Origin of the sequence: Pedobacter aquatilis (genome assembly GCF_032678425.1) — a bacterium.
GTDB lineage: Bacteria > Bacteroidota > Bacteroidia > Sphingobacteriales > Sphingobacteriaceae > Pedobacter > Pedobacter aquatilis_B.
In genome coordinates, this window is record NZ_JAVTSG010000001.1 from 339,514 (window position 1) to 359,766 (window position 20,253).

Genomic DNA, 20,253 nt, shown 5'->3' on the forward strand with positions numbered 1-20,253 from the left:
TAAGGCATATTTTAATAGAAAAGCCGTTTCAAATAATTGAAACGGCTTTTGTTGGTGGAGAATATCGGATTCGAACCGATCACCTCTTCACTGCCAGCGAAGCGCTCTAGCCAAATGAGCTAATCCCCCATTTTTTTTTGAATAATCAAAAACAAAATTCAAATTATTCAATCTCTAATCGATTATGCAACAAAAATAGCAATTAGTTTCTCTAAAGCAAATCAAAATTAATCTTTAAAACGGAATGCAAACATTGCGATTATACAGCAAACAGAAAGTGCAGAAGGTAATGGATGGTTGATGAATAAGAACATCAGAAAGGTAAGTATTAAAAGCATGATGAAAAACATCAACGCTTTAAATACAGAATCCATAAAGCACATTGCAACAATGGCGAGGATATAAATCGGAACAATAACAACAAAGGCAAACATGCGGCGAAATTAATCGCGGCATATTAAATAAAGATTAAGCTGGTATTAACTCGGCTGTGCTTAACAATTTCTGGTAAGTATCTACGAATTGCGACACATGAAAACCATCCATAAGAGCATGGTGAGCATGAATGGAAACCGCCATTATTCTTCGCTCATTTTCTATCCGAACCTGTCCGAATGAAATTTTTGGACAACTATCCTGATGAGAGAAACTGCGGGCGTGCGACATTGATTTAAAGTTTAACCAAGGTAGCGCAGAATAATGAATCACATTATCTCCAGATGCAGAAGGAATTAAGCCTGTAGTGCTTTCTACTTTTGCAATTTCTGCAATTGCAGCTTCCCGGAATGCTAGAAAATCTTCATGGTAATCAATATAACCAAACCCGAAAGTGCCGTTTGGTCTGTTGATGGTTGCAGAGGCATTAATAACATCGTATTTCCACACATCATCGCCACTAATTCTATAGCTGAAATTTTCAATCGCATTTGCGGCAACTAATGATTTGTGCAAATAAAGCTGGAAAAAAGAAACGCCTGAAGTTTTTGCTTCGTGATAGGTTTCTGTACAATCCACATCAACCGTAACCCCAAAAAATGGTTCTTCAAAACGGTTAAAGAAATTGAAATGGTCTTTTCTAATCCAAGTGTTTATATCTATTTTTTCTTTCATACATTTAATTTAGACAGCACATCTGATAAACTTTCCATTTGGTAAAAATTATCGTGTTCTATCGTATGTTCTACATGCTCGTGTACCCAGGTGGTGTGGTACGGAATGTGAACGGCGCTTCCACCAATTTCCAAAACAGGTAACACATCCGATTTTAAAGAATTTCCAAGCATTAAAAATTCTTCGGGTTTGCAATCTAAATGTTTCAGCAACTTCTGGTAATCTTTGGGCTGCTTATCACTCATAATTTCGATGTGGTGGAAATAATGGTCCAGTCCAGATTTGGTCAACTTTCTTTGTTGGTCCAATAAATCACCTTTGGTGGCCACCACCAATTTATATTTTCCTTTCAAGGCTTTCAAAACATCTTCCACACCATCTAACAATTCGATGGGTTTATTCAGCATTTCCTGCCCTAATTGTATTGCCTTGCTAATAATTTCGGGATTAACTTTCCCTTCGGTAACCCGCATAATGGTTTCAATCATGCTCAGCATAAAACCTTTAATACCATAACCATAAAGCGGCAAATTGGCAATTTCAGTTTTATACAATTCTGCGACAACGCTATGATGCGGTAAAAAATCTTCTAATAAGCCTGCAAAAAGTGCTTCCGTTTCACGGAAATAAGGTTCGTTTACCCAAAGTGTATCATCAGCATCAAAAGCGATTACGCTAATCTTATTGTTCATGGTTATGCTTAAATTCGTAGCGCAAAGTTAAATCAACCCGCAAATAAAAGAAAGGACATTTGTCCTGATGGAAATATGTTACGAACCAACCTTACCCTTTTAACCTTTATCGAATCGTTGCTCAACGAACCTCAAACGCATCAAAATATTAAACTCAAAGATTTTCCTGCCGGATACAGACTTATTGAGCAGGGCGATAAAATCAACAATCTATATATCATTAAAGATGGCATTACCAAATGTTTCATTTCTGAAGAAAATGGTAAGGATTTTATTATTGAATTTTTGGGTAAGGGCGAAGTTGTTGGCGAACTCGAAGCTTTAAAAAAAATTGATTGCCTGTGCAATGTTGAGGCGATTAGCAAAATCAGTGCATTTGTTATTCCGCATCATTATTTTTTATCATTGATAGAAACCAATGTAAACTTCACAAAAATATTGCTTCAAGAGTTATCAACCAGAATTATTCAAACCAGTAGCCGGGCATCATTTCAACAATTATACACTTTAGAATACGGTTTAGCCAAATTATTAAAGCTACAAACCGAAGCAGATTTGGAAATTACAAAAGAAGATATGGCGGCATATTTGGGTATATCGGTAAGGAGCTTAAACCGAACATTGAAAACCCTTAAAAATAATATTGATGAAAATTCGGATGAGATTAAAATCCTATTAGAAAAACTGATTTAATTAAAATTTCCTCAACATTTAAGCACAACATTTGTTTAGCTTGCAGTAAAAATATAGAACAGCAATCTAAAAGAATACACAAATCTTTTTATAGTTTTATAACAGATTAAACACAAGGTAACCAATTGTATCATAAAAAATATTAGAAACATGAAAGTAGAAGACGTTTTTAAGAACAACGAGAAATGGATTTCAGATAAGCTATCAGTAGATGAAAATTATTTCACTGAGCTGGCTAAAGGGCAAACCCCCGAATTTTTATATATCGGCTGTTCAGATAGCCGCGTTACTGCCGAAGATTTAATGGGTATACAACCCGGACAAGCTTTTGTGCATCGTAATATTGCCAATCTGGTAAATAACGTAGATTTGAACGTAATGACGGTTTTAAATTACTCAGTTCGTCATTTAAAAGTGAAGCACGTAGTAGTTTGCGGCCATTACAATTGTGGTGGCGTTAAAGCCGCGATGCAACCTGCAGACATGGGTATTTTGAACCCTTGGTTGCGTAACATCCGCGATGTTTATCGTACACACAAAGATGAATTAAATGCTATTGAGGATGAGGCTAAACGTTACGACAGGTTAGTAGAGCTTAACGTTCAAGAACAATGTGTTAACCTACTAAAAACTGCAGCAATTCAACAAGCCATCACAGAAAGAGGTTTAACCGTTCATGGTTGGGTTTTCGATATCCGCACCGGAAAATTAATCGATTTAAACATCGACTTTGATGCAATTTTGAAAGACATTAAGGAGATTTATAACTTGTATTAATTTGCCGAGAGCATGGAGCTTGAAGATTAGGAAGTTCTTAGTCGGAAGATATAGTTTTATAAAAAAGTCCGAAGTTTTGTAAGCTTCGGACTTTTTTGTTAAAGAATTTACATTTTACAATAACCAATTATCAATGACCAATTATCAATGTTCAATTATCAAAATACAAAACCAATATTAATGTTCAGTAATCAATTTGCAATTACAGCATGCAAAACCAATGAACCAATGACAAATGAACTAATCCACTATCTCCCCATCCAACCACCATCTACGGTTAAAATCGTACCATGTACATAATCACTTGCACTTGAAGCCAAAAACAAGGTTGGCCCTTTAAAATCTTCTGGCGTTCCCCATCTTGCAGCCGGAATACGAGCTAAAATAGAAGTGCTTCTATCCTGATCTTCACGCAAAGCGGATGTATTATCTGTAGCGATATAACCTGGCGCAATTGCATTTACATTTACACCTTTACTTGCCCATTCGTTTGCAAAAGCTTTTGTTAAAGATGCAATAGCGCCCTTACTTGCCGCATAGCCCGGTACGGTAATGCCACCTTGAAAAGATAGTAATGAAGCCGTGAAAATCACTTTCCCACTACCACGCGCAACCATATCCCGACCGATTTCTCTGGTTAAAATAAATGGTGCAGTTTGGTTTACTGCAATTACTTCATCCCACATTTCATCAGGATGTTCGGCAATTGGTTTACGCAAAATTGTGCCGGCATTGTTAACCAGAATGTCAATAACGGGATGTTCTGCCTTAACCTTAGCAGCAAAACTTAAAGTAGCTTCGCGGTTACTAAAATCACACTGATAAGCAAAGAATTTTCTTCCTAAAGCAATTACTTCTTTTTCTATAGCGCTCTCGGTAAGTTCTAGATTTGCAGAAACACCAATTATATCCGCACCAGCCTCGGCTAAAGCTAAAGCCATAGCTTTACCGATTCCACGCTTACAACCGGTTACTAATGCAGTTTTACCTGCTAAATTGAATAGGTTTGATGACATCGTTTATTTTATTTTTTTTGAGCGTATATTATTTCAAATCGTTAATAGCGCAATGGTCCATATCGCCATAATCTAAATTTTCACCAGCCATCCCCCAAATGAATGTGTAATTACTGGTCCCGGCACCTGAGTGGATTGACCAGTTTGGAGAAATTACGGCCTGGTCGTTTTGCATCCAGATATGGCGGGTTTCTTGCGGCTGGCCCATAAAATGGCAAACACTCTGCCCCTGTGGAACTTCAAAATAGAAATATGCTTCCATTCTTCTATCGTGTGTATGTGCTGGCATTGTATTCCAAACACTTCCCGATTTTAATTCCGTCATGCCCATTTGCAACTGGCAGGTTGGCAATACGCTATTAACCAAAAGCTTATTTATTACCCTGTGATTAGCCGTTTCAGGTGTACCCAATTCTACAATTTCAGCATCAGCTTTGCTTACTTTTTTTGTTGGATAACTATGGTGCGCAGGCGCTGAATTAATGTATAGTTTTGTTGGTTGTTCAGCATCAACAGACTCGAAAGAAACTTCTTTTGTTCCCTTCCCAATATATAATGCTTCTTTATAGTCTAGTTCGAATTTCTCCCCATCAGCAGTAACAATTGCTTTTCCACCAACATTTATAATCCCCAATTCTCTACGTTCTAAAAAGTAGTTTGCTTTTAAATCGTCGGGATTTGGCAAATCCAATATTTTATTAACCGGCATTGCACCGCCAACAATATATCTGTCAAAATGAGATAAGGTTAAATTTACCTGGTTCGGCTCAAAAACATCTTCAATTAAAAAATTTTCCCGCAAGGCGGATGTATCCATTTGCTTAACTTCTGTAGGACTTTGAGCGTAGCGGCTTTCGAATTTATTCATTTCGTTAATGTTATAATTTGATTAGCAATTGGGCTTGCTGCCCAATCCTCACAAATATATTTATCCGAAAGGGATTTAAGGAATGAATCATCAATTTTATTAAAAAATTAATGTCACAATAACGATTATAAACAATCAACGCTGTTTTCGAACTTTAAAAGAATCATCAATCTTATTTAACAGAAACCTGAAAGCCTTAATTGTTGTTATCTAAGCAAATGTTAAATATGAAATTTTCTACACGCAATTTGTTTGCAATTTATGTCCTTGCAGTTTCTACAATTTTATCTTCATGTAAATCGGGCTCTGTTAATTTATTTAAAGCGGCAACACCGCATGAGCAATACCAGCGAAAATTAGCAGCTACCGGATTAGATAAAACTGCAATGGGAATATTGTGGCTTAATTCCGCATCACTTAGTTTAGATAAAGCATTAAGTATTACCATACCTTTTAAAGAAACTGGTTATTTTTCTGCTGAAAAGGCATCAGCAACAGCTTATAAATTCAACTCAACTAAAGGGCAAAAGCTAAACATATCTTTAAATAAAAAACCTTTAACTGGCGCTGCAATTTATGTTGATGTTTGGCAAATTAATGCAAACAACACAAAGTTAGTTGCTTCGGCAGATACACTTAACAGTAATATTTTGTTTGATATCGATGAAAGCGGAACCTTTCTGATTCGTTTGCAGCCAGAACTACTTCAAAGTATAGAATATAATTTAGAAATTACTTCTGGTCCTTCGCAAGGCTTTCCAACACGTACTGGCTTAAATAACATTAAAAGTTATTTTGGTGATGGTCGTGATGCAAACAGCCGGAAACATGAGGGTGTAGATATTTTCGGTAATTTCAGGAGTCCGGTGGTTGCAACTTCTGATGGCACAATTGTACGTGTTAACGAAAATAATCTGGGCGGAAAAGTGGTGTGGTTCAGGCCAAAAAATAAAGAGTACACACTCTATTATGCCCACCTTGATGAACAACTTGTTACCGCAGGACAAGAGGTTTTAGTTGGTGATACTTTGGGTTTAATGGGAAATACAGGTAACGCAAAAACTACACCGCCACACTTACATTTTGGTTTATATACTTCAAGCGGTGCGATTGACCCTTTGCCATTTATTAACCCAGCGATTAAAAAACCTGTAAATATAACTGCACCTACATCAAACCTGAACAGAACTTTAAGAACCAATCAGAATACGTTTTTGTACAGGTCGCCGGTAAATAGTGCAGAAAAATTAAAAGCACTTCAAAGTGGAACCATAATAATTGCAAATTCTGCATCTTCAAATTGGTATAAGGCGGAGCTTCCAGATGGAAGTATTGGTTTTATTCAAAGTAATAATCTCATTCAAACCGAAAAACCTTTACAAAAAATAAAATTGAAAGCATTTCAAACTGTAATTTATGATAAACCAGATAGTTTAGCATTGGTAAAATTAACTTTAATTGAAGCACAGAATGTTAGCGTATTGGGTAACTTTGGCAATTATCATTTAATAAGTGATGGTAGCGAACAAGTTGGTTGGATAAAAAAATAAGATGAAGATTTTTCAGCAAGCATTAACATTAAGAGCAAGACAGCGTGGTTTTCACATCATAACTGATGAAGTGTTATCGGCTTTGCCACAAATCAGCCAAATAAATACTGGTATTTGTCAGGTTTTTATACAGCATACTTCGGCATCTTTAACCATAAATGAAAACGCCGACCCAACGGTTAGGATGGATTTTGAAATGTATTTTAATAAGGCCGTACCCGAAAACGACCCAAATTACAAACATGATTACGAAGGTTCGGATGATATGCCTGCGCATTTAAAAGCTGCACTTTTGAGCACTTCTTTAACCATCCCAATTCGTAACGGAAAACTAGCATTGGGTATTTGGCAAGGCATTTACCTTGGCGAACACCGAAATTATGGTGGCTCCAGAAATTTAATTATTACGGCTTGGGGCGAGTAATTGCTACTCCTTCGGAATCTCTTTCGTTAGCTCCGGATGATTATCCTGAATGGAATTACCTTCCGTTTCTACCTCAACCTCTTTAGTGGTTACCGCATAATGCGATGGATGAATTTCTGACCCATAGGCAATGGCATAAGCTTTTGTAAATTCTGCACCAAAGTATAAGATGATAGAGGAATAATAAGTCCACAAAAGTAAAATAACCAACGAGCCTGCCGCACCATAGGTACTGCCCACATTACTCTGACCAATGTAAATCGAGATGGCGAATTTACCAATCATAAATAAGATTGCGGTTACAACCGAGCCCAATATCACATCTCTCCATTTTATGATTGCATCAGGTAGCACTTTAAAAATTACGCCAAATATTAGAGAAATAACGGCAAGTGTAATCACCTGATTCAATATATAAAATACAATCACAGAAATATCTTCAAACCTGGCCTGCAAACGACTGCTAAAAGCATCCAAAACCGAAGTAACTGCTAATGAGACCAGCAATACAAAACCCAAACTAATAATTACTGAGAAGGATAAGAACCTGTTTTGAAGCATTTTCAACCACCTCTCTTAGGCTTTGGTTTTAAGCCCCAAATGGTATTTATAGAATCCTGAATATCTCCAAATACGGTTGTTGAACCAACAAGTAAAGTTGCTAAACCCACAATAAAAGCGACTGTACTTTTACCGTTTAAATAAGCCGTTTTTACAATTTGTTGCAATTGATAGGCGGTATCTTTTCCTAAAAATCCATCTAGCTGACGGTAGATTTGCCCTTCAGCAGCTTCTCTACCAAGAAAAATTCCACATAGTGATATAATAACAACTAATAGCGGAGCCATCGAAAATACAGTATAATAAGCTAATGAGCCACTTAATTTGGTTACTTTGTGGTTACCAAAACCTGTAAAGGCCGCCTTTAGTATTTCCCAAATTCCTTTTAGTGTTATCTTCTTCTTTTCCATGCTTGCTATCGGCTAATTATCATTTATAGAAAGAACCGAAGAAATTATGGTTTTGTTTGATTCAAATTAAAACACGTTTAAATTTCTGAACAATTGATACGGTTTATTAGAACAATTGATTTTAAGATTATGATGGAAGACAAAAAGCAAAAAGCCCAACCTGATAACAGATTGAGCTTTTTTGCTTTTGTTAATTCTTATATTATTTAATCTTTATCCAGGCTACAATATCATTAATCAGCGTTGCAGAAACACTTGTAAAAACCTGGTATTGCGCACCTGTTCCCTTTTCAAGTTGCTGACTTAACAAGTGATTTATCCCTGGATAAAACTTATATTCTATATTTTGTTTCCCGGTTAAACCAGTTTTCCATAAGTTAAAATCTTCTTCTGTAACCTGATAATCGTTACCACCCTGCAAAAATAAAATACGTTGCTTTGTGATGTTTTTAGTAGCCGCAACCTGATCGTAATTATTCAAATCAACCCAATAAGATACAGGTAAGCCCAGAATTACAGAATCTGGCTTCATCGTTCCGGCTTGTGTAATTCTACCTTTTGACAACTCATTTACTAGTAAATCGAATTGCTGTTTCGATTTTTGAGTGGTATCGTTCATTTTGCTAAATAAGTATTTATTCTGATCGATAATCATATCAGTAAGCTTACGTGCAGGTGCTGCAGCCATAATGATGCCGCTTAAATCTGGAAACGAAGCTGCAATTCTTGGTGCAAGCATTCCGCCTAAGCTATGACCGAATAAATAGATACCTTTTAAGTCGGCTCCCGGGATGGTTTTAGCCATTAGCAAAGCTTGGTTTGCATCATCCAAAACTTCTTCTTTTACGGTAAAAGCCTTTTGAAATTCATATGGATAAATTAATGTTCTTTTCACGTATCTGATTGACCCAATACCTTGCGCAGCCAAACCTGCCGCTAAATCTTTGAATGGTTTGTTCGGGCCAACTGTTTCATCCATATCATAAGGTCCGGAACCATGAACAAACACAACGACCGGGAAATTCTTGTTGTTTTTAGGCGTGGTTATAATTGCGGCAAGCTGATGGCCTGGCGTGGCGATATATGCAGTTTTTTCTGAATATAAGGTTGTATCAGCATAAGCTGGTGATAAGTATTTCGGGGAATTTACTTTTGGCGCCAGAAAAAAGCCTACAATTTTTTGTGCTTTGTTAAAGCCTAATATAAAATCTTGTGTGCCCCGTTCAAATTTACCCTCAACAGTTACGGCAAAAAGTTCTCCTTGAATTTTACTCTGAACAGCATCTATCGATTCTGTTTTGCCTAATGCGGCATGCATATCGGTCCAAAGCTTTTTAAGATTTTCTTCTGAAATTTTAGTTTTCACACTATCCTCAAAAAGACTATGAGCCTGGTTAAATTTTTGTTCTTCCATCAAGTCGAAGAAATTATTTGCATTGTTGAATAGCGTAACAACATTTTGTGAGAATGATGCAGTTGTAAACAACAAAGCAATTACTAGTAAAATACTTTTTTTCATGAATATTAGTAAGGTGTTCTGTTTGGTTAAAATTTTAACAGGCCTAAGATAATAATATTTAAATTGTATTATACCATTGCACAACTAAGTGATTAGTTTTTATTAGTCTTTTAGTCTCGCCAAACAAAGTACATCGTTTGTACCTTGATAAATTTCCAAGCAATAACCATTTGGATCTAAATCAGGATGCTTCAGCAATTCCTGAAATGTTGAGCCAATAACCGAAACATCATCCATAAAATTAGATACAAGCCTGGAGGTAAATTTCCCCTTTTTGATTAACATGGTGTCTAAACCTAAAATTTTTCCTTCGCCAGAATTAAGCTCTTCTGCCCCTGCCTTGTAAATTATTGCTCCATGCTTTGGTTGCGAATAACCGAAATACCTGCGGTTAACATCAAAGGCTACTAAACTGTGTAATTTTTTATGTGCTGCTTCTACACCATCAGGAAATGATGCTGCCTCAATATACATCAGCAATACATCCTCCTCAAGAAAATAATTTTCCATTGTATATATTTTTAAGATATCACAAACTTAAACATCCAACAATTAACAACGCGATACAAACACGACAAAATATATGGCTATATGCGACAATATTTTTTAAAAAAAAACACAGCTCACACAATAAATATTTATCTGAGCGTTTATATTACCGAGAGCGTTAATTTAGATGACGGGGATGCTGCTTAGGTGGTATCCCCGTTTCTTTTAATGATGATTTCGTTCTATCACCAATCCTGATAAACAGAAAAAGGAACACATTTAAATAAGTGTTCCTTTTTTGATATATGATGGAGTTAAGAATTTTAGTTTTTCATTTCATCCTGTTGGGCAGGATTTTGAAAATTGTTTAAAGGTTTATATTGTTTAGGCCTTAAAATAAACCACAAACCAAGTCCGATTAAAAGTAGTGCAACTGAGATTTTAGACATTTCGAAATCTAAGAAGGTAATGTCACGAAGTGTAAAAAATCCACCAATCAATGTAAATGCTAACCAGCCGCTTCCCTGAAAATTTTTACGGTATCCAATCCATAAACCTGCGCCAAGCATAATGGTGTGCCAACTTAAAACCCAATGTGGAATATCTATTCCGCTGTTTCTCAATAGCAGAACCGAACCAATTACAATGATTAAGATGCCCCAACCAATTTGTTTATCTGAGTGATTTTTTTTGATGTAATTTTCCATGACCTTTGTTTTTATATATCAAAAGTAGCCTAAAAATTAATGCTGATAAATGGTGTTTCTCCGAACAAATCCATTTTATCGGTGAGTGAAATAAAATTGTCGGTAAAAATATTTTAGTGTTTTGAGTCCAATCAAAAACCTCGGTGAATGGCTTGGTTTAGGCAGAAAATAAATTAAGCGAAAGTTATAATTTCATTACCTTTTGCCATAATAACTTTTTTGGTTAAACCGATAAATAAGCCATGTGCCAATAAACCATCAATTTGATTTAACTGTGCAGATAGTTGAGCAGGTTCTTTAATTAAGCCAAAATCCGCATCGATAATGTAATTTCTATTATCAGTGATAAATTTTTCAGCTTCTTTAAACCTGATTTTTGCTTTGCCCCCCAATTCTTCAATATTATTAAAAACATATTGAAAAGCTAAAGGAATAACTTCTATTGGAATCGTAAATGCACCTAGCAGATTTACTTTCTTAGATGAATCAGTGATGATGATGGCATTTTTACTCAACGATGCAATGATTTTCTCCCTAAACAAAGCACCACCACCGCCTTTTATTAAATCAAGTGATTCAGTAAATTCATCTGCGCCATCAATGCTGATGTCTATTGTGCTTAAATGTTCCAGAGGTAAGATTGGAATGCCAGCAGCAATGGCGAGCGCTTCGGTTTTGATGGAACTTGCGGCAGCTTGTATCTTTAAGCCTGTATTTATTCTTTTAGCTAATTCTTGAATGGCAAAGGTTGCTGTGGTTCCAGTACCTAAACCCACAACATCTCCATCTTTAATAAGCTTAACGGCTTCTACTGCCGCAGAAAGTTTTTCTGCGTTTTGCTGGTTTTTATCAAAGCTATCCATTTAGTAAAAATAATCAATTTAAGTCTGTGCAGCATTTAGATAAAGTAAAATATCTAAATAAAAAAATTACGGGTAACACAATAAATCCTATATATAGCGTTTATATATCTGAGAGCGTTAATTTAGATGATGGGGATTCTGCAAAAGCGGAATCTCCATTTCTTTTTTATGGATTATTTCTTTATGAGACGCTGAAATAATTTAGCATGACGATTTGATTAGTTATAGCGTTTGGTTAAACATGGCATTTTAGCTAAAACAAAAAAGACCAACATTTCTGTCGGTTTTTTCAATAATTATTATTCTTGAATTTTAAAACTTACCCGTTAAGGTTACACCATAAGTACGTGGATTACCTAAATGGGCTGCTCCAAAATCGTAAGCATAATCAATGTAGGTTTTATCGCCCAGGTTTCTTCCCCAAACAAATAAATCAAAATGCTTGCTGGTTACACCTAACTTTGCATTAAAAAGGTTGTATCCTTTTTGCTGAATTTGATTACCTAAATCATAGAACTGATTGCCTGTAAAAATCCATTCACCACGAGCAACAAGGTTTAAGTTTGCATTTTTATTTAATTCATAAGCATACTGCGGTGCAAACATCGAAGTTAATTCAGGTGTATATAATTGTCTGTTGCCATTTAAAGTTACGGTAGCCCCATCTTTTGGTAATTGCAATGAAGTGTATTTGGCATCTGTATAACCTAAATTATAATCAAAGCTTAAGCCTTTTACCGGCTTGGCAGATAATTCTAGTTCAACACCTTTACTGGTTAGCTTACCCGCATTTCGGGTAATGGTAACTGCATCAGGCAATACCAAAACTGGCACCTGTGCATCCGTTAGTTTAATATAAAAAGCGGAGAAGTTTACGCTTAACTTATTATCAAAAAATACATTCTTCGAACCAATTTCGATGTTATTGCTGTATTCAGGCTTGTAAGCTTCTAATGGTAAAACTGATGGATCAGAACCTAATTGCGTTAAACCGCCTGCACGATAACCTCTGTTGTAAGATGCATACACATTGTTTTTATCCGTTACCGCATAAGCTAAACTCACTTTTGGTGATAGTGCATTGAAGCTAGCTTTTGCAGAAATGTTTGGCTGGGTAATTACTGGCGCCTGTCCATCCATTAAAAGCTCACCTAAAGCGCTTTGCCTTTTATTTTCATAATCATATCTCAAACCCGCTGTTGCAGATAATTTTTCTGTTAGTGCATAAGTTATCTGACCATATGCAGCCAAACCATAGCTCTTACCTGTATTCGTATTTAAACTTGTGAAGAATGGAAACGGAGCGCCTACAAATGCTGCATCAGCACCAAAATATGTACCTTGCTTTACTGGATTTTTTTGGTAAAAACCATATAATCCTGCAACCCAATTAATTTTCGAGCTGTTTGTAGCCGGCGAACTTAACTTAAATTCTTGCGTATAAACCTGAACTTTGTTCCAATCTTTGCCATAATTATTTATAATGGCAACCCCATCAATCGGAGAAAAATCTCCATCAAGTGGTTGGTTGTAATATCTATAATTAGATTGATAAGCCGTTTGAGAACTGAAGTTTATCTCATCGCCAGAATAATTTGCAGATAATGATGTATTAAATAAATTATCAACCATTTGAGCCGTTGCATTCTGATTTAATATAAATGGGTTTGCTAGAGCATCATTAACTGAGCCAGCAAGTGGGAAAGTTCCGTTGTTGCGGTTCTCATTGTGTTTTACATTTAAGGTTAAGGCAAATTTATCACTTGCCAGAAACTTCAAATAATAATTTCCTAAAAAGCCATGAAGCTTATCGAATTTAGAATTGTTAAACTCATTTGTATAAAAACCATCGGCTTTATTGAATAATCCGGCTGCGCCGAAAAACAATTTGTCTTTTACCAAGGCTGAGCGAATGCCTGCGCTGTAACGTTGCTGACCGAAATTACCAAAATCGATACTTGCAAATCCGCTAGTGTTATTCGTTGGTTGTTTGGTAATGATGTTAATTACACCTCCCATTGCATTTCTACCATATAAAGTACCCTGCGGACCGCGTAAAACTTCTATTCTTTCTACATCAAATAATGATGCGATATAAGTATCCAAACCGAACTGATTTACGCCATCGATATAAGTTGCAACCGCCGGGTCGTAAGAGGTTGTTCCGATACCTCTGATTGAAGTTACGTTACGACCATCACCTGGGTTACTGCTGTAAAGATTTGGAATTATTGCCGATAAATCTCTAGTATTTAGTAAGCGATAATCTTGTACCTTTTGTGCAGAAAGAACTGAAATACTTAAAGGTAAATCTTTTACATTCTGCTCTGTTTTTTGCGCTGAAACCGTTACTTCATCTAATCGTTGATTCGTTTCATATAAAAACACACCAATGGTTTCACTTGCTCTAGCATAAACTACAACTGTAGCATAACCAACTGCACTAAATTTTAAAGCTACCTTTCCGGCAACCACATTATTGATTTCGAATTGTCCGTTCGCATTACTTACTGTACTCACATTTGAATTCAAAACCTGCACGGTAACCGCTGCAATTGGCGTATTTTTCGAGTCGGTAACCGTACCCAAAATTTTGTTATCTTGCTGTGCATTCACTGCAAAGCAAATTAAGAGGCATAAACCTATTAATGATAATATTCTTTTTACTTTCACTATATCCTTTTTTAACAACAAAACGGCCGGCATTTCTGCCAACCGTTTTTAACAACAAACTAACTATTTTTTATTTATCTAATGAATTAATATATGCCGCAATTTTTAACCCTTCGGCTTTGGTAACCTGAGGCATTGGCGGCATCTCTGTAGAATAACCCGGCCAGTTTTGTGGCTGTGGATTATGAATTAACTGAACAATCTTTTCGGGAGAATATTTACGCTTTGCGATTTCTATAAACGCAGGGCCAATTTGTCTTTTAGTTGGATTGTGGCAAGCTGTACAAGTTCTTCTTGTTAATAAACCTTCTACCTCTTTATAAGTTGGTGCTTTTGCCGCAACCGTTTTTTCGGTAGCTGTTGTTGCTTTAGCTTCAGGTTTTGCACCTGTACTTGTTTTAGGCTTAGCAGAACTTTTTACAGGCGTAGCCGATGCTTTTGGACCATTTTCAGAGTTTTTTGTGCTCACTTCACTCATTGATAGTTTATCACCATCAGCAATTTGATTTAAAGTGTAATAAGCTACCGGATGAATAAGTGAATAAAAACCTTCTTTATCGCGAACGCCATCCAAGGTTAAAGTATGAATATAATACTGACGAAGATTTGGAATGATTAATCTAACTTTCATACCATCTTCTGATACCTTAACACCATCGATTTTTAAAGTTTCGGTGTTTACCGGAGGAGAACCATAAACCGGGTGATATTTGTAAATAAAGCTTTCAGCTGCATAAGAAGCCAAATCTTCTGCCGATTTACGGTCTACAGGTTTAGTAAACTCAACTTCAAAACCATCAGGCATTGAACGTACCGCTTTCATCTCGAAAGGTATTTTTTCATTGTAAACCAAACGTTCTAAACCCTCATTTGCATCACCTGCTGAACCCCATCCACGATTGGTTTCACCAACAAATAACGAACCATCAGTTCCCCATGCTAATCTCAAAACACCCGAACGGAAACCTTTTCTAAATAAGAATGCAGCACCTTGTTCTTCGCCTTTAACTGTTTCCAGGAAAACCCTTGAAATGATGCTCATACCTTGGTCGCCAACTAAGATTTGTCCGGCGAAAGGGCCAAAAGTATTTTCAGGGATTTTTACAGGTTCTGCCGATGAAATACCCAAAATACCATAAGGTAACCATACCGAAGGTAATTTCAATTCAGAGAAAACCTTTTTCATATCGAAAAGTGTTTTAAATGTTTCGTTAACACGATTTTCAGGTTTGATGTATCGACCTTGCTCATTTTTTATTCTACGCTCATCAATACTTGAGTAGAAGAAATCAGAAGTTAATTTAACAGGAGAATCCGAACGGCCAGTCCATCTTAAACTTGCTGGATGCCCCATAAAATCGCCTTTGTTAACTTTCCATAGACCGCCTGAGCCCACCCAGTCGCCTTGGTTTTCGGTAAAATAGAATTGATTATCAATCATACCAATACCTGCAGGCGAACGGAAACCAGCTGCATAAGGTGTCATTTTACCATCTTCGGTAATGTTCATTGCCCAACCACGCATTGGTACTCGGCTTTCGCCTCTCCACCATTCTTCATCGCCAAAAGCAACGTTTGCAGTTACTAAAAATGTACCATCAGCAGCTATTTTTGGCCCGAAACTATATTCGTGGTAATGACCGCTTAAAGGCCATGCATAAACCGTTTCGTAAACATCGGCTTTGCCATCCATGTTTTTATCAACCAATTTTGTTAATTCGCCACGTTGTGCAACGTAAAGTGCGCCATTTTTATAAGCCAAACCTAATATTTCGTGTAAGCCGCTGGCAAATTTGCGGAAATATGGTTTTGTACTTGTTGGATTTTCAACAATATAAACTTCTCCCCTACGGGTAGAAATGCCTAAATCACCGTTGGGCAAAGTAACCAAACCACCAACTTCTAATATTGGTCCTTCAGGAACTCTAACTTTATTTATTCTGAAAAAATCTTCTTCCTTTGGTGTTTCCTGAGCAAAAAGCGTTGAGAAACTTAAGCTTAAGGCTAATGTTGCAAGTGTTTTAAATGTATATCTCATCGTTAGTCAGATTAAAATAAAATAGAATAATTTAATTTGCTTCCGATAGGAATAATCAGTTGTTTTTTGCCATTTGCATCTCTAACAATTGGTTTTTCGCCATTTGGAAATTGCAAATAATACGCTTTATCATCAACCAGATATAAACCTTTCGAAACTTCGTTAATATCTTTTACCTCACCTAAAAGGAGGTAAAGATCTTTTGCAGGCTGCTCTACAGTTACTTCACGGCTTAAACCTTGTCCGTTTTCCATAACTTTTACAGCATCTGTAACTTTAGTTCCGTATATGATATACTTAAATTCCGGGCGTTCCTGGTTATCCATTACATAACCTTTAGTGCGGAATCCAGTACCGGCTGTATCCGGTGTCCAGGCACTTTCTGGAGTTGCCAATTTAGAAATTGCTAAAACAGGTTTTGAAGTAAAACGGGTTACGCTACCTAAAGGGCGGGCTGTTCCATTTCCACGACCATCCCACATTGGAGTTGCATCTAAGAAACCACCATGCCATCCATGCAATAATGTTCCGTTATCCAAATCGTAGCTGTAAGCAGTTTGTTGAGGGCCGCCAACTGAAATGGCGTGTACCGATCGAACACCTGGTAAAACATCAACGAAACTACGAATCATTGTATTTGCTGGGGCATCAACATAAATTGGGTCGCCACCGCCACCACGACGATTATTTTGAGCCGTAGTTGCAGGAATATCGCTAATAGAAATATTACGGAAAGCCACAGAACCATGGTCGCCTTGTAAACGAATTGGCCCCATTGCTCTTTCAGTTCCGAAACCGCCTCTGGTTGCACCATTTAATTCTACATTTTCGTGTATGGTTACGCCGTTTAAATCAACACTTAGCAACCTTGCATTTTCGATTTTCTTTCCAGAAGCATCAAATTTAGGTGCCTGAAAAACAATTTTAATGTGCTGCCATAATCCTGGTGCTTTACTAGCATTTTGACGTGGCGCAATACCACCATAGCCTTTTTCGCCTTCGGGTTTATCATTATCCCAACGCTCATAAAGGCCTCCATTATTTGATGAAAGTGGGTTAGTAACAGCCCAGGAATCTTCTAACTGGATTTCATAATTATCTTGGAGATAAATACCTGAATTTGAACCTTTGGCCAATAAATAATCAAGTTCTAAAATGATGCTACCATATTCTTTAATGGTTTGCAAATCGAAGCCTGGTTTTTTTGGTAATGATGTGTTTAATAAAATGCCAGTACCTTTTGTTCCTTTTACGGCATTGGCAACATTCATGTCTACAGTTACATCGCCTACAAGAGACCAAGAATTGCCTGGTTCTTTAAAAGCTGAAAGATCTGTAAGCGGAATATTTGGCTGCTGACCAAATGCCAGACAAGTACCAACCAGCCAAACTAGGGCTGTTGAACCTGCTTTTAAGACGCTAATCTTCATAATGTGTGTTTGTTAGTTAGTTTATTTGGTTAAATCTTAATTAAAAATTAGGCTTGCCGCAGTTGAAATTTCTACGACAAGCTTAATTTTCGAATTTATTTTTCTGTTGATAATGAATAAGGGAAATCTACAGGATTTGAACCTCTGGTTTTGTTTGGCGTTGCAGACATACCGAAGTTTAATACTGCACCTTTTTGTAAGCCACTATGGCTAATCCAGTTTTTAGAGTATGGTTTTCCATTCATTTGTAGCGATTGCACATAACGATTATCTGCGTTGTTTGCAGGCGCATTAATAACAACCGTTTTACCATTTTCTAAAGTTAAGGTTACCTTTTTAAATAACGGAGCACCCAAAACATATTGGTCTGTTGCCGGAGTTACCGGATAGAAACCCATTGCCGAAAATACATACCAGGCAGAAGTTTGTCCGTTATCTTCATCACCGCAATAACCATCTGGCGTAGCTTTATACATTCTATCCATCGTTTCGCGAACCCAGTATTGCGTCTTATATGGCGCACCACCGTAGTTGTAAAGGTAAATCATGTGTTGAATTGGCTGATTTCCGTGAGCATATTGACCCATGTTAGCAATTTGCATTTCACGGATTTCGTGTATTACACCACCGTAAGCACTTTCGTCGAAAATTGGAGGCATAGAGAAAACTGAATCCAATTTAGTTACAAATTTATCATGTCCTCCCATCAATTTTGCCAAACCATCAACATCCTGGAAAACAGACCAGGTGTAGTGCCAGCTGTTACCTTCGGTAAATGCTCCACCCCATTTAAACGGACTAAAAGGACTTTGGAAAGTTCCATCCTGATTTTTTCCACGCATTAAGCCTGATGATGGATCGAAAAGATTTTTGTAATTCATCGCTCTTTTCTTGTAGATATCAATTTCAGAAGCTGGTTTGTTTAGCGCTCTTCCTAATTGATAAATGGTAAAATCATCATAAGAATATTCTAAAGTTTTTGCTGCGTTTTCATTCTTTTTGACATCGAAAGGCACATAACCCAATTCGTTATAATATTTCACACCATCGCGACCAACTGCAGCCATTGGGCCTTCATTGTTAGCACCATGTTTTACAGCTTCCCATAGCGTTTGGATATCGTAACCACGTAAACCTTTAATGTAGGCATCAGAAACTACAGAAGCAGAGTTGTTACCAACCATAATGTTTGCAAAACCTGGGCTGCTCCACTCAGGTAAGAAACCACCTTCTTTGTAATCATTGATTAATCCTTCTTGCATTTCTTTATTTATCGATGGATAAACAAGATTCAAGAAAGGATATAACGCTCTGAAAGTATCCCAAAAACCAGTTCCTGCGAACATATAACCCGGCTTAATATCGCCAGTGTAAGGACTCCAGTGTACAATTTTGTTCTGAGCATCTAATTCATACAATTTATTCGGGAAGAATAAAGTACGGTATAAACATGAATAAAAAGTACGCATTTGGTCGATGGTACCACCTTCAACAGCAATTTTGCTCAACGTTTTATTCCAGGTTGCCTTTGCCTTATTTTTAGTTGCATCAAAGTTATCGCTTGCCAACTCTCTCTTAAGGTTAAGTTCTGCTTGTTCAAAACTGATGAAAGAAGATGCAGTTCTAGCGTTAACTTTTTCGCCTTTGGCCGTTTTAAAACCAATCACGGCACCTGTATGGTCGCTGGTTAATTCTAAATCATCTTTTAAATCTTTACCGCTCCAGGTTTTAGCAATGCTGAAATCCTTATCGAAATAAATTACAAAGTAATTTTTGAAGTTTTTAGGAAGCGGACCACGAGCATATTTACTGGTGTAACCAATAATTTTGCGCTCTTTAGGGAAGATTTTGATGTAAGACCCTTTATTCTGCGCATCAACAACAACATAAGAACTATCCGTTTTAGGGAAAGTAAACCTGAATTGTGCTGCTCTTTCTGTTGGTGTAATCTCAGTTGTAACATCAGCATCAGCTAAATAAACGCTGTAATAATATGGTTTTGCAACCTCCGCTTTGTGGCTGAACCAACTTGCACGTTCATCATCTGTAAATTTTAGCTTACCTGTAACCGGCATAATTGCAAAAGCACCGTAATCGTTCATCCAGGGAGAAGGCTGGTGCGTTTGTTTGAAGCCGCGGATTTTGTCAGCATCGTATGTATATGCCCAACCATCGCCCATTTTACCGGTTTGTGGTGTCCACATGTTCATCCCCCAAGGTAAACCTATCGCAGGGTAGGTGTTACCATTTGATAAGCTCGGTTTAGATTGAGAACCCATTAAAGGGTTAATCCACTCAACCGGATCGCTAACTTTGCCCACTTGCTGTGCGAAACTTCCTGTTGCCGCAAAGCTTAATAAGGCGATAAATAGTTTTTTCATTTTTATTATTCAGTTTATGTGTTTACGCTTTTATCTGTTTTGTTTGTTGGAA

General features: G+C 36.9%; 19 protein-coding genes and 1 tRNA gene. 4 read left to right on the forward strand and 16 right to left on the reverse strand.

Features of this window, described 5'->3' with window-relative positions:
- Positions 1-52: 52 nt before the first annotated feature.
- From R2Q16_RS01335 to R2Q16_RS01350, 4 genes are all read right to left on the reverse strand, one after another.
- Positions 53-129 (reverse strand) — tRNA-Ala (locus tag R2Q16_RS01335).
- A 98-nt stretch (positions 130-227) separates the two neighbouring features.
- Complete coding sequence (locus R2Q16_RS01340; RefSeq protein ID WP_316734708.1) at positions 228-434, reverse strand: hypothetical protein; 207 nt, start codon at positions 432-434, stop codon at positions 228-230.
- Between the two features lie 34 nt (positions 435-468).
- Positions 469-1,110 carry a chloramphenicol acetyltransferase gene (locus tag R2Q16_RS01345; protein WP_316734709.1) on the reverse strand — a complete coding sequence of 214 codons (642 nt, stop codon included), beginning with the start codon at positions 1,108-1,110 and terminating at the stop codon, positions 469-471.
- Entirely contained in the window at positions 1,107-1,802 is a 696-nt protein-coding gene (locus R2Q16_RS01350; protein ID WP_316734710.1) for an HAD family hydrolase, read from the reverse strand. Before R2Q16_RS01350 ends, R2Q16_RS01345 begins: the two co-directional genes overlap by 4 nt.
- A gap of 75 nt (positions 1,803-1,877) precedes the next feature.
- Here R2Q16_RS01350 and R2Q16_RS01355 point away from each other — a divergent pair, with 75 nt between their 5' ends.
- Positions 1,878-2,495 carry a Crp/Fnr family transcriptional regulator gene (locus R2Q16_RS01355; protein ID WP_316734711.1) on the forward strand — a complete coding sequence of 206 codons (618 nt, stop codon included), beginning with the start codon at positions 1,878-1,880 and terminating at the stop codon, positions 2,493-2,495.
- Positions 2,496-2,645: 150 nt separating this feature from the next.
- On the forward strand, positions 2,646-3,272 hold the full coding sequence (locus tag R2Q16_RS01360) for a carbonic anhydrase (RefSeq protein WP_316734713.1): 627 nt from the start codon (positions 2,646-2,648) through the stop codon (positions 3,270-3,272).
- A 248-nt stretch (positions 3,273-3,520) separates the two neighbouring features.
- Here R2Q16_RS01360 and R2Q16_RS01365 read toward each other — a convergent pair whose 3' ends face one another.
- Together R2Q16_RS01365 and kduI are read right to left on the reverse strand one after the other, a co-directional pair.
- Positions 3,521-4,288 (reverse strand): SDR family NAD(P)-dependent oxidoreductase, encoded by a 768-nt coding sequence (locus R2Q16_RS01365; protein ID WP_316734714.1) that lies wholly within the window; start codon positions 4,286-4,288, stop codon positions 3,521-3,523.
- A 28-nt stretch (positions 4,289-4,316) separates the two neighbouring features.
- Positions 4,317-5,156: a 5-dehydro-4-deoxy-D-glucuronate isomerase gene (gene kduI, locus R2Q16_RS01370; protein ID WP_316734715.1), complete on the reverse strand. Its 840-nt coding sequence runs from the start codon at positions 5,154-5,156 to the stop codon at positions 4,317-4,319.
- A gap of 227 nt (positions 5,157-5,383) precedes the next feature.
- Between kduI and R2Q16_RS01375 the strand changes: the two genes are divergently transcribed.
- Both R2Q16_RS01375 and R2Q16_RS01380 read left to right on the forward strand, forming a co-directional pair.
- On the forward strand, positions 5,384-6,706 hold the full coding sequence (locus R2Q16_RS01375; RefSeq protein ID WP_316734716.1) for a M23 family metallopeptidase: 1,323 nt from the start codon (positions 5,384-5,386) through the stop codon (positions 6,704-6,706).
- A 1-nt stretch (position 6,707) separates the two neighbouring features.
- Positions 6,708-7,130, forward strand: coding sequence for a secondary thiamine-phosphate synthase enzyme YjbQ (locus R2Q16_RS01380; protein WP_316734718.1), 423 nt, complete (start codon positions 6,708-6,710; stop codon positions 7,128-7,130).
- Between the two features lie 3 nt (positions 7,131-7,133).
- Here the strand turns inward: R2Q16_RS01380 and R2Q16_RS01385 are convergent, their stop codons facing one another.
- The 10 genes from R2Q16_RS01385 to R2Q16_RS01430 form a co-directional block, all read right to left on the reverse strand.
- Entirely contained in the window at positions 7,134-7,691 is a 558-nt protein-coding gene (locus tag R2Q16_RS01385; protein WP_316734719.1) for a YihY/virulence factor BrkB family protein, read from the reverse strand.
- A gap of 2 nt (positions 7,692-7,693) precedes the next feature.
- The gene (locus R2Q16_RS01390) at positions 7,694-8,101 is read right to left on the reverse strand and encodes a YihY/virulence factor BrkB family protein (protein ID WP_316734720.1); all 408 of its coding nucleotides are present in this window, start codon (positions 8,099-8,101) and stop codon (positions 7,694-7,696) included.
- Positions 8,102-8,303: 202 nt separating this feature from the next.
- Positions 8,304-9,620: a DUF3887 domain-containing protein gene (locus R2Q16_RS01395; protein ID WP_316734721.1), complete on the reverse strand. Its 1,317-nt coding sequence runs from the start codon at positions 9,618-9,620 to the stop codon at positions 8,304-8,306.
- Positions 9,621-9,722: 102 nt separating this feature from the next.
- Positions 9,723-10,130: a transcriptional regulator gene (locus tag R2Q16_RS01400; RefSeq protein ID WP_316734722.1), complete on the reverse strand. Its 408-nt coding sequence runs from the start codon at positions 10,128-10,130 to the stop codon at positions 9,723-9,725.
- 302 nt (positions 10,131-10,432) lie between these two features.
- Positions 10,433-10,816 (reverse strand): LiaF transmembrane domain-containing protein, encoded by a 384-nt coding sequence (locus R2Q16_RS01405; RefSeq protein WP_316734724.1) that lies wholly within the window; start codon positions 10,814-10,816, stop codon positions 10,433-10,435.
- Positions 10,817-10,989: 173 nt separating this feature from the next.
- The gene (gene rpiA, locus R2Q16_RS01410) at positions 10,990-11,679 is read right to left on the reverse strand and encodes a ribose-5-phosphate isomerase RpiA (protein WP_316734726.1); all 690 of its coding nucleotides are present in this window, start codon (positions 11,677-11,679) and stop codon (positions 10,990-10,992) included.
- 312 nt (positions 11,680-11,991) lie between these two features.
- Positions 11,992-14,352, reverse strand: coding sequence for a TonB-dependent receptor (locus tag R2Q16_RS01415; RefSeq protein WP_316734728.1), 2,361 nt, complete (start codon positions 14,350-14,352; stop codon positions 11,992-11,994).
- A 70-nt stretch (positions 14,353-14,422) separates the two neighbouring features.
- Complete coding sequence (locus R2Q16_RS01420; RefSeq protein ID WP_316734729.1) at positions 14,423-16,390, reverse strand: hypothetical protein; 1,968 nt, start codon at positions 16,388-16,390, stop codon at positions 14,423-14,425.
- 11 nt (positions 16,391-16,401) lie between these two features.
- On the reverse strand, positions 16,402-17,820 hold the full coding sequence (locus tag R2Q16_RS01425) for a DUF1080 domain-containing protein (protein WP_316734730.1): 1,419 nt from the start codon (positions 17,818-17,820) through the stop codon (positions 16,402-16,404).
- 95 nt (positions 17,821-17,915) lie between these two features.
- Positions 17,916-20,201 carry a GH92 family glycosyl hydrolase gene (locus tag R2Q16_RS01430; RefSeq protein ID WP_316734732.1) on the reverse strand — a complete coding sequence of 762 codons (2,286 nt, stop codon included), beginning with the start codon at positions 20,199-20,201 and terminating at the stop codon, positions 17,916-17,918.
- Between the last annotated feature and the right edge of the window lie 52 nt (positions 20,202-20,253).

What these genes read in the sequence shown, in the direction of transcription:
- R2Q16_RS01400 (WP_316734722.1), bottom strand. Translation starts at nt 10,130, where the DNA reads ATGGAAAATTATTTTCTTGAGGAGGATGTATTGCTGATGTATATTGAG.
- R2Q16_RS01350 (WP_316734710.1), bottom strand. Translation starts at nt 1,802, where the DNA reads ATGAACAATAAGATTAGCGTAATCGCTTTTGATGCTGATGATACACTT.
- R2Q16_RS01395 (WP_316734721.1), bottom strand. Translation starts at nt 9,620, where the DNA reads ATGAAAAAAAGTATTTTACTAGTAATTGCTTTGTTGTTTACAACTGCA.
- R2Q16_RS01380 (WP_316734718.1), top strand. Translation starts at nt 6,708, where the DNA reads ATGAAGATTTTTCAGCAAGCATTAACATTAAGAGCAAGACAGCGTGGT.
- R2Q16_RS01390 (WP_316734720.1), bottom strand. Translation starts at nt 8,101, where the DNA reads ATGGAAAAGAAGAAGATAACACTAAAAGGAATTTGGGAAATACTAAAG.
- R2Q16_RS01420 (WP_316734729.1), bottom strand. Translation starts at nt 16,390, where the DNA reads ATGAGATATACATTTAAAACACTTGCAACATTAGCCTTAAGCTTAAGT.
- R2Q16_RS01375 (WP_316734716.1), top strand. Translation starts at nt 5,384, where the DNA reads ATGAAATTTTCTACACGCAATTTGTTTGCAATTTATGTCCTTGCAGTT.
- R2Q16_RS01365 (WP_316734714.1), bottom strand. Translation starts at nt 4,288, where the DNA reads ATGTCATCAAACCTATTCAATTTAGCAGGTAAAACTGCATTAGTAACC.
- R2Q16_RS01345 (WP_316734709.1), bottom strand. Translation starts at nt 1,110, where the DNA reads ATGAAAGAAAAAATAGATATAAACACTTGGATTAGAAAAGACCATTTC.
- R2Q16_RS01340 (WP_316734708.1), bottom strand. Translation starts at nt 434, where the DNA reads ATGTTTGCCTTTGTTGTTATTGTTCCGATTTATATCCTCGCCATTGTT.
- R2Q16_RS01385 (WP_316734719.1), bottom strand. Translation starts at nt 7,691, where the DNA reads ATGCTTCAAAACAGGTTCTTATCCTTCTCAGTAATTATTAGTTTGGGT.
- rpiA (WP_316734726.1), bottom strand. Translation starts at nt 11,679, where the DNA reads ATGGATAGCTTTGATAAAAACCAGCAAAACGCAGAAAAACTTTCTGCG.
- R2Q16_RS01425 (WP_316734730.1), bottom strand. Translation starts at nt 17,820, where the DNA reads ATGAAGATTAGCGTCTTAAAAGCAGGTTCAACAGCCCTAGTTTGGCTG.
- R2Q16_RS01405 (WP_316734724.1), bottom strand. Translation starts at nt 10,816, where the DNA reads ATGGAAAATTACATCAAAAAAAATCACTCAGATAAACAAATTGGTTGG.
- R2Q16_RS01360 (WP_316734713.1), top strand. Translation starts at nt 2,646, where the DNA reads ATGAAAGTAGAAGACGTTTTTAAGAACAACGAGAAATGGATTTCAGAT.
- R2Q16_RS01355 (WP_316734711.1), top strand. Translation starts at nt 1,878, where the DNA reads ATGTTACGAACCAACCTTACCCTTTTAACCTTTATCGAATCGTTGCTC.
- kduI (WP_316734715.1), bottom strand. Translation starts at nt 5,156, where the DNA reads ATGAATAAATTCGAAAGCCGCTACGCTCAAAGTCCTACAGAAGTTAAG.
- R2Q16_RS01430 (WP_316734732.1), bottom strand. Translation starts at nt 20,201, where the DNA reads ATGAAAAAACTATTTATCGCCTTATTAAGCTTTGCGGCAACAGGAAGT.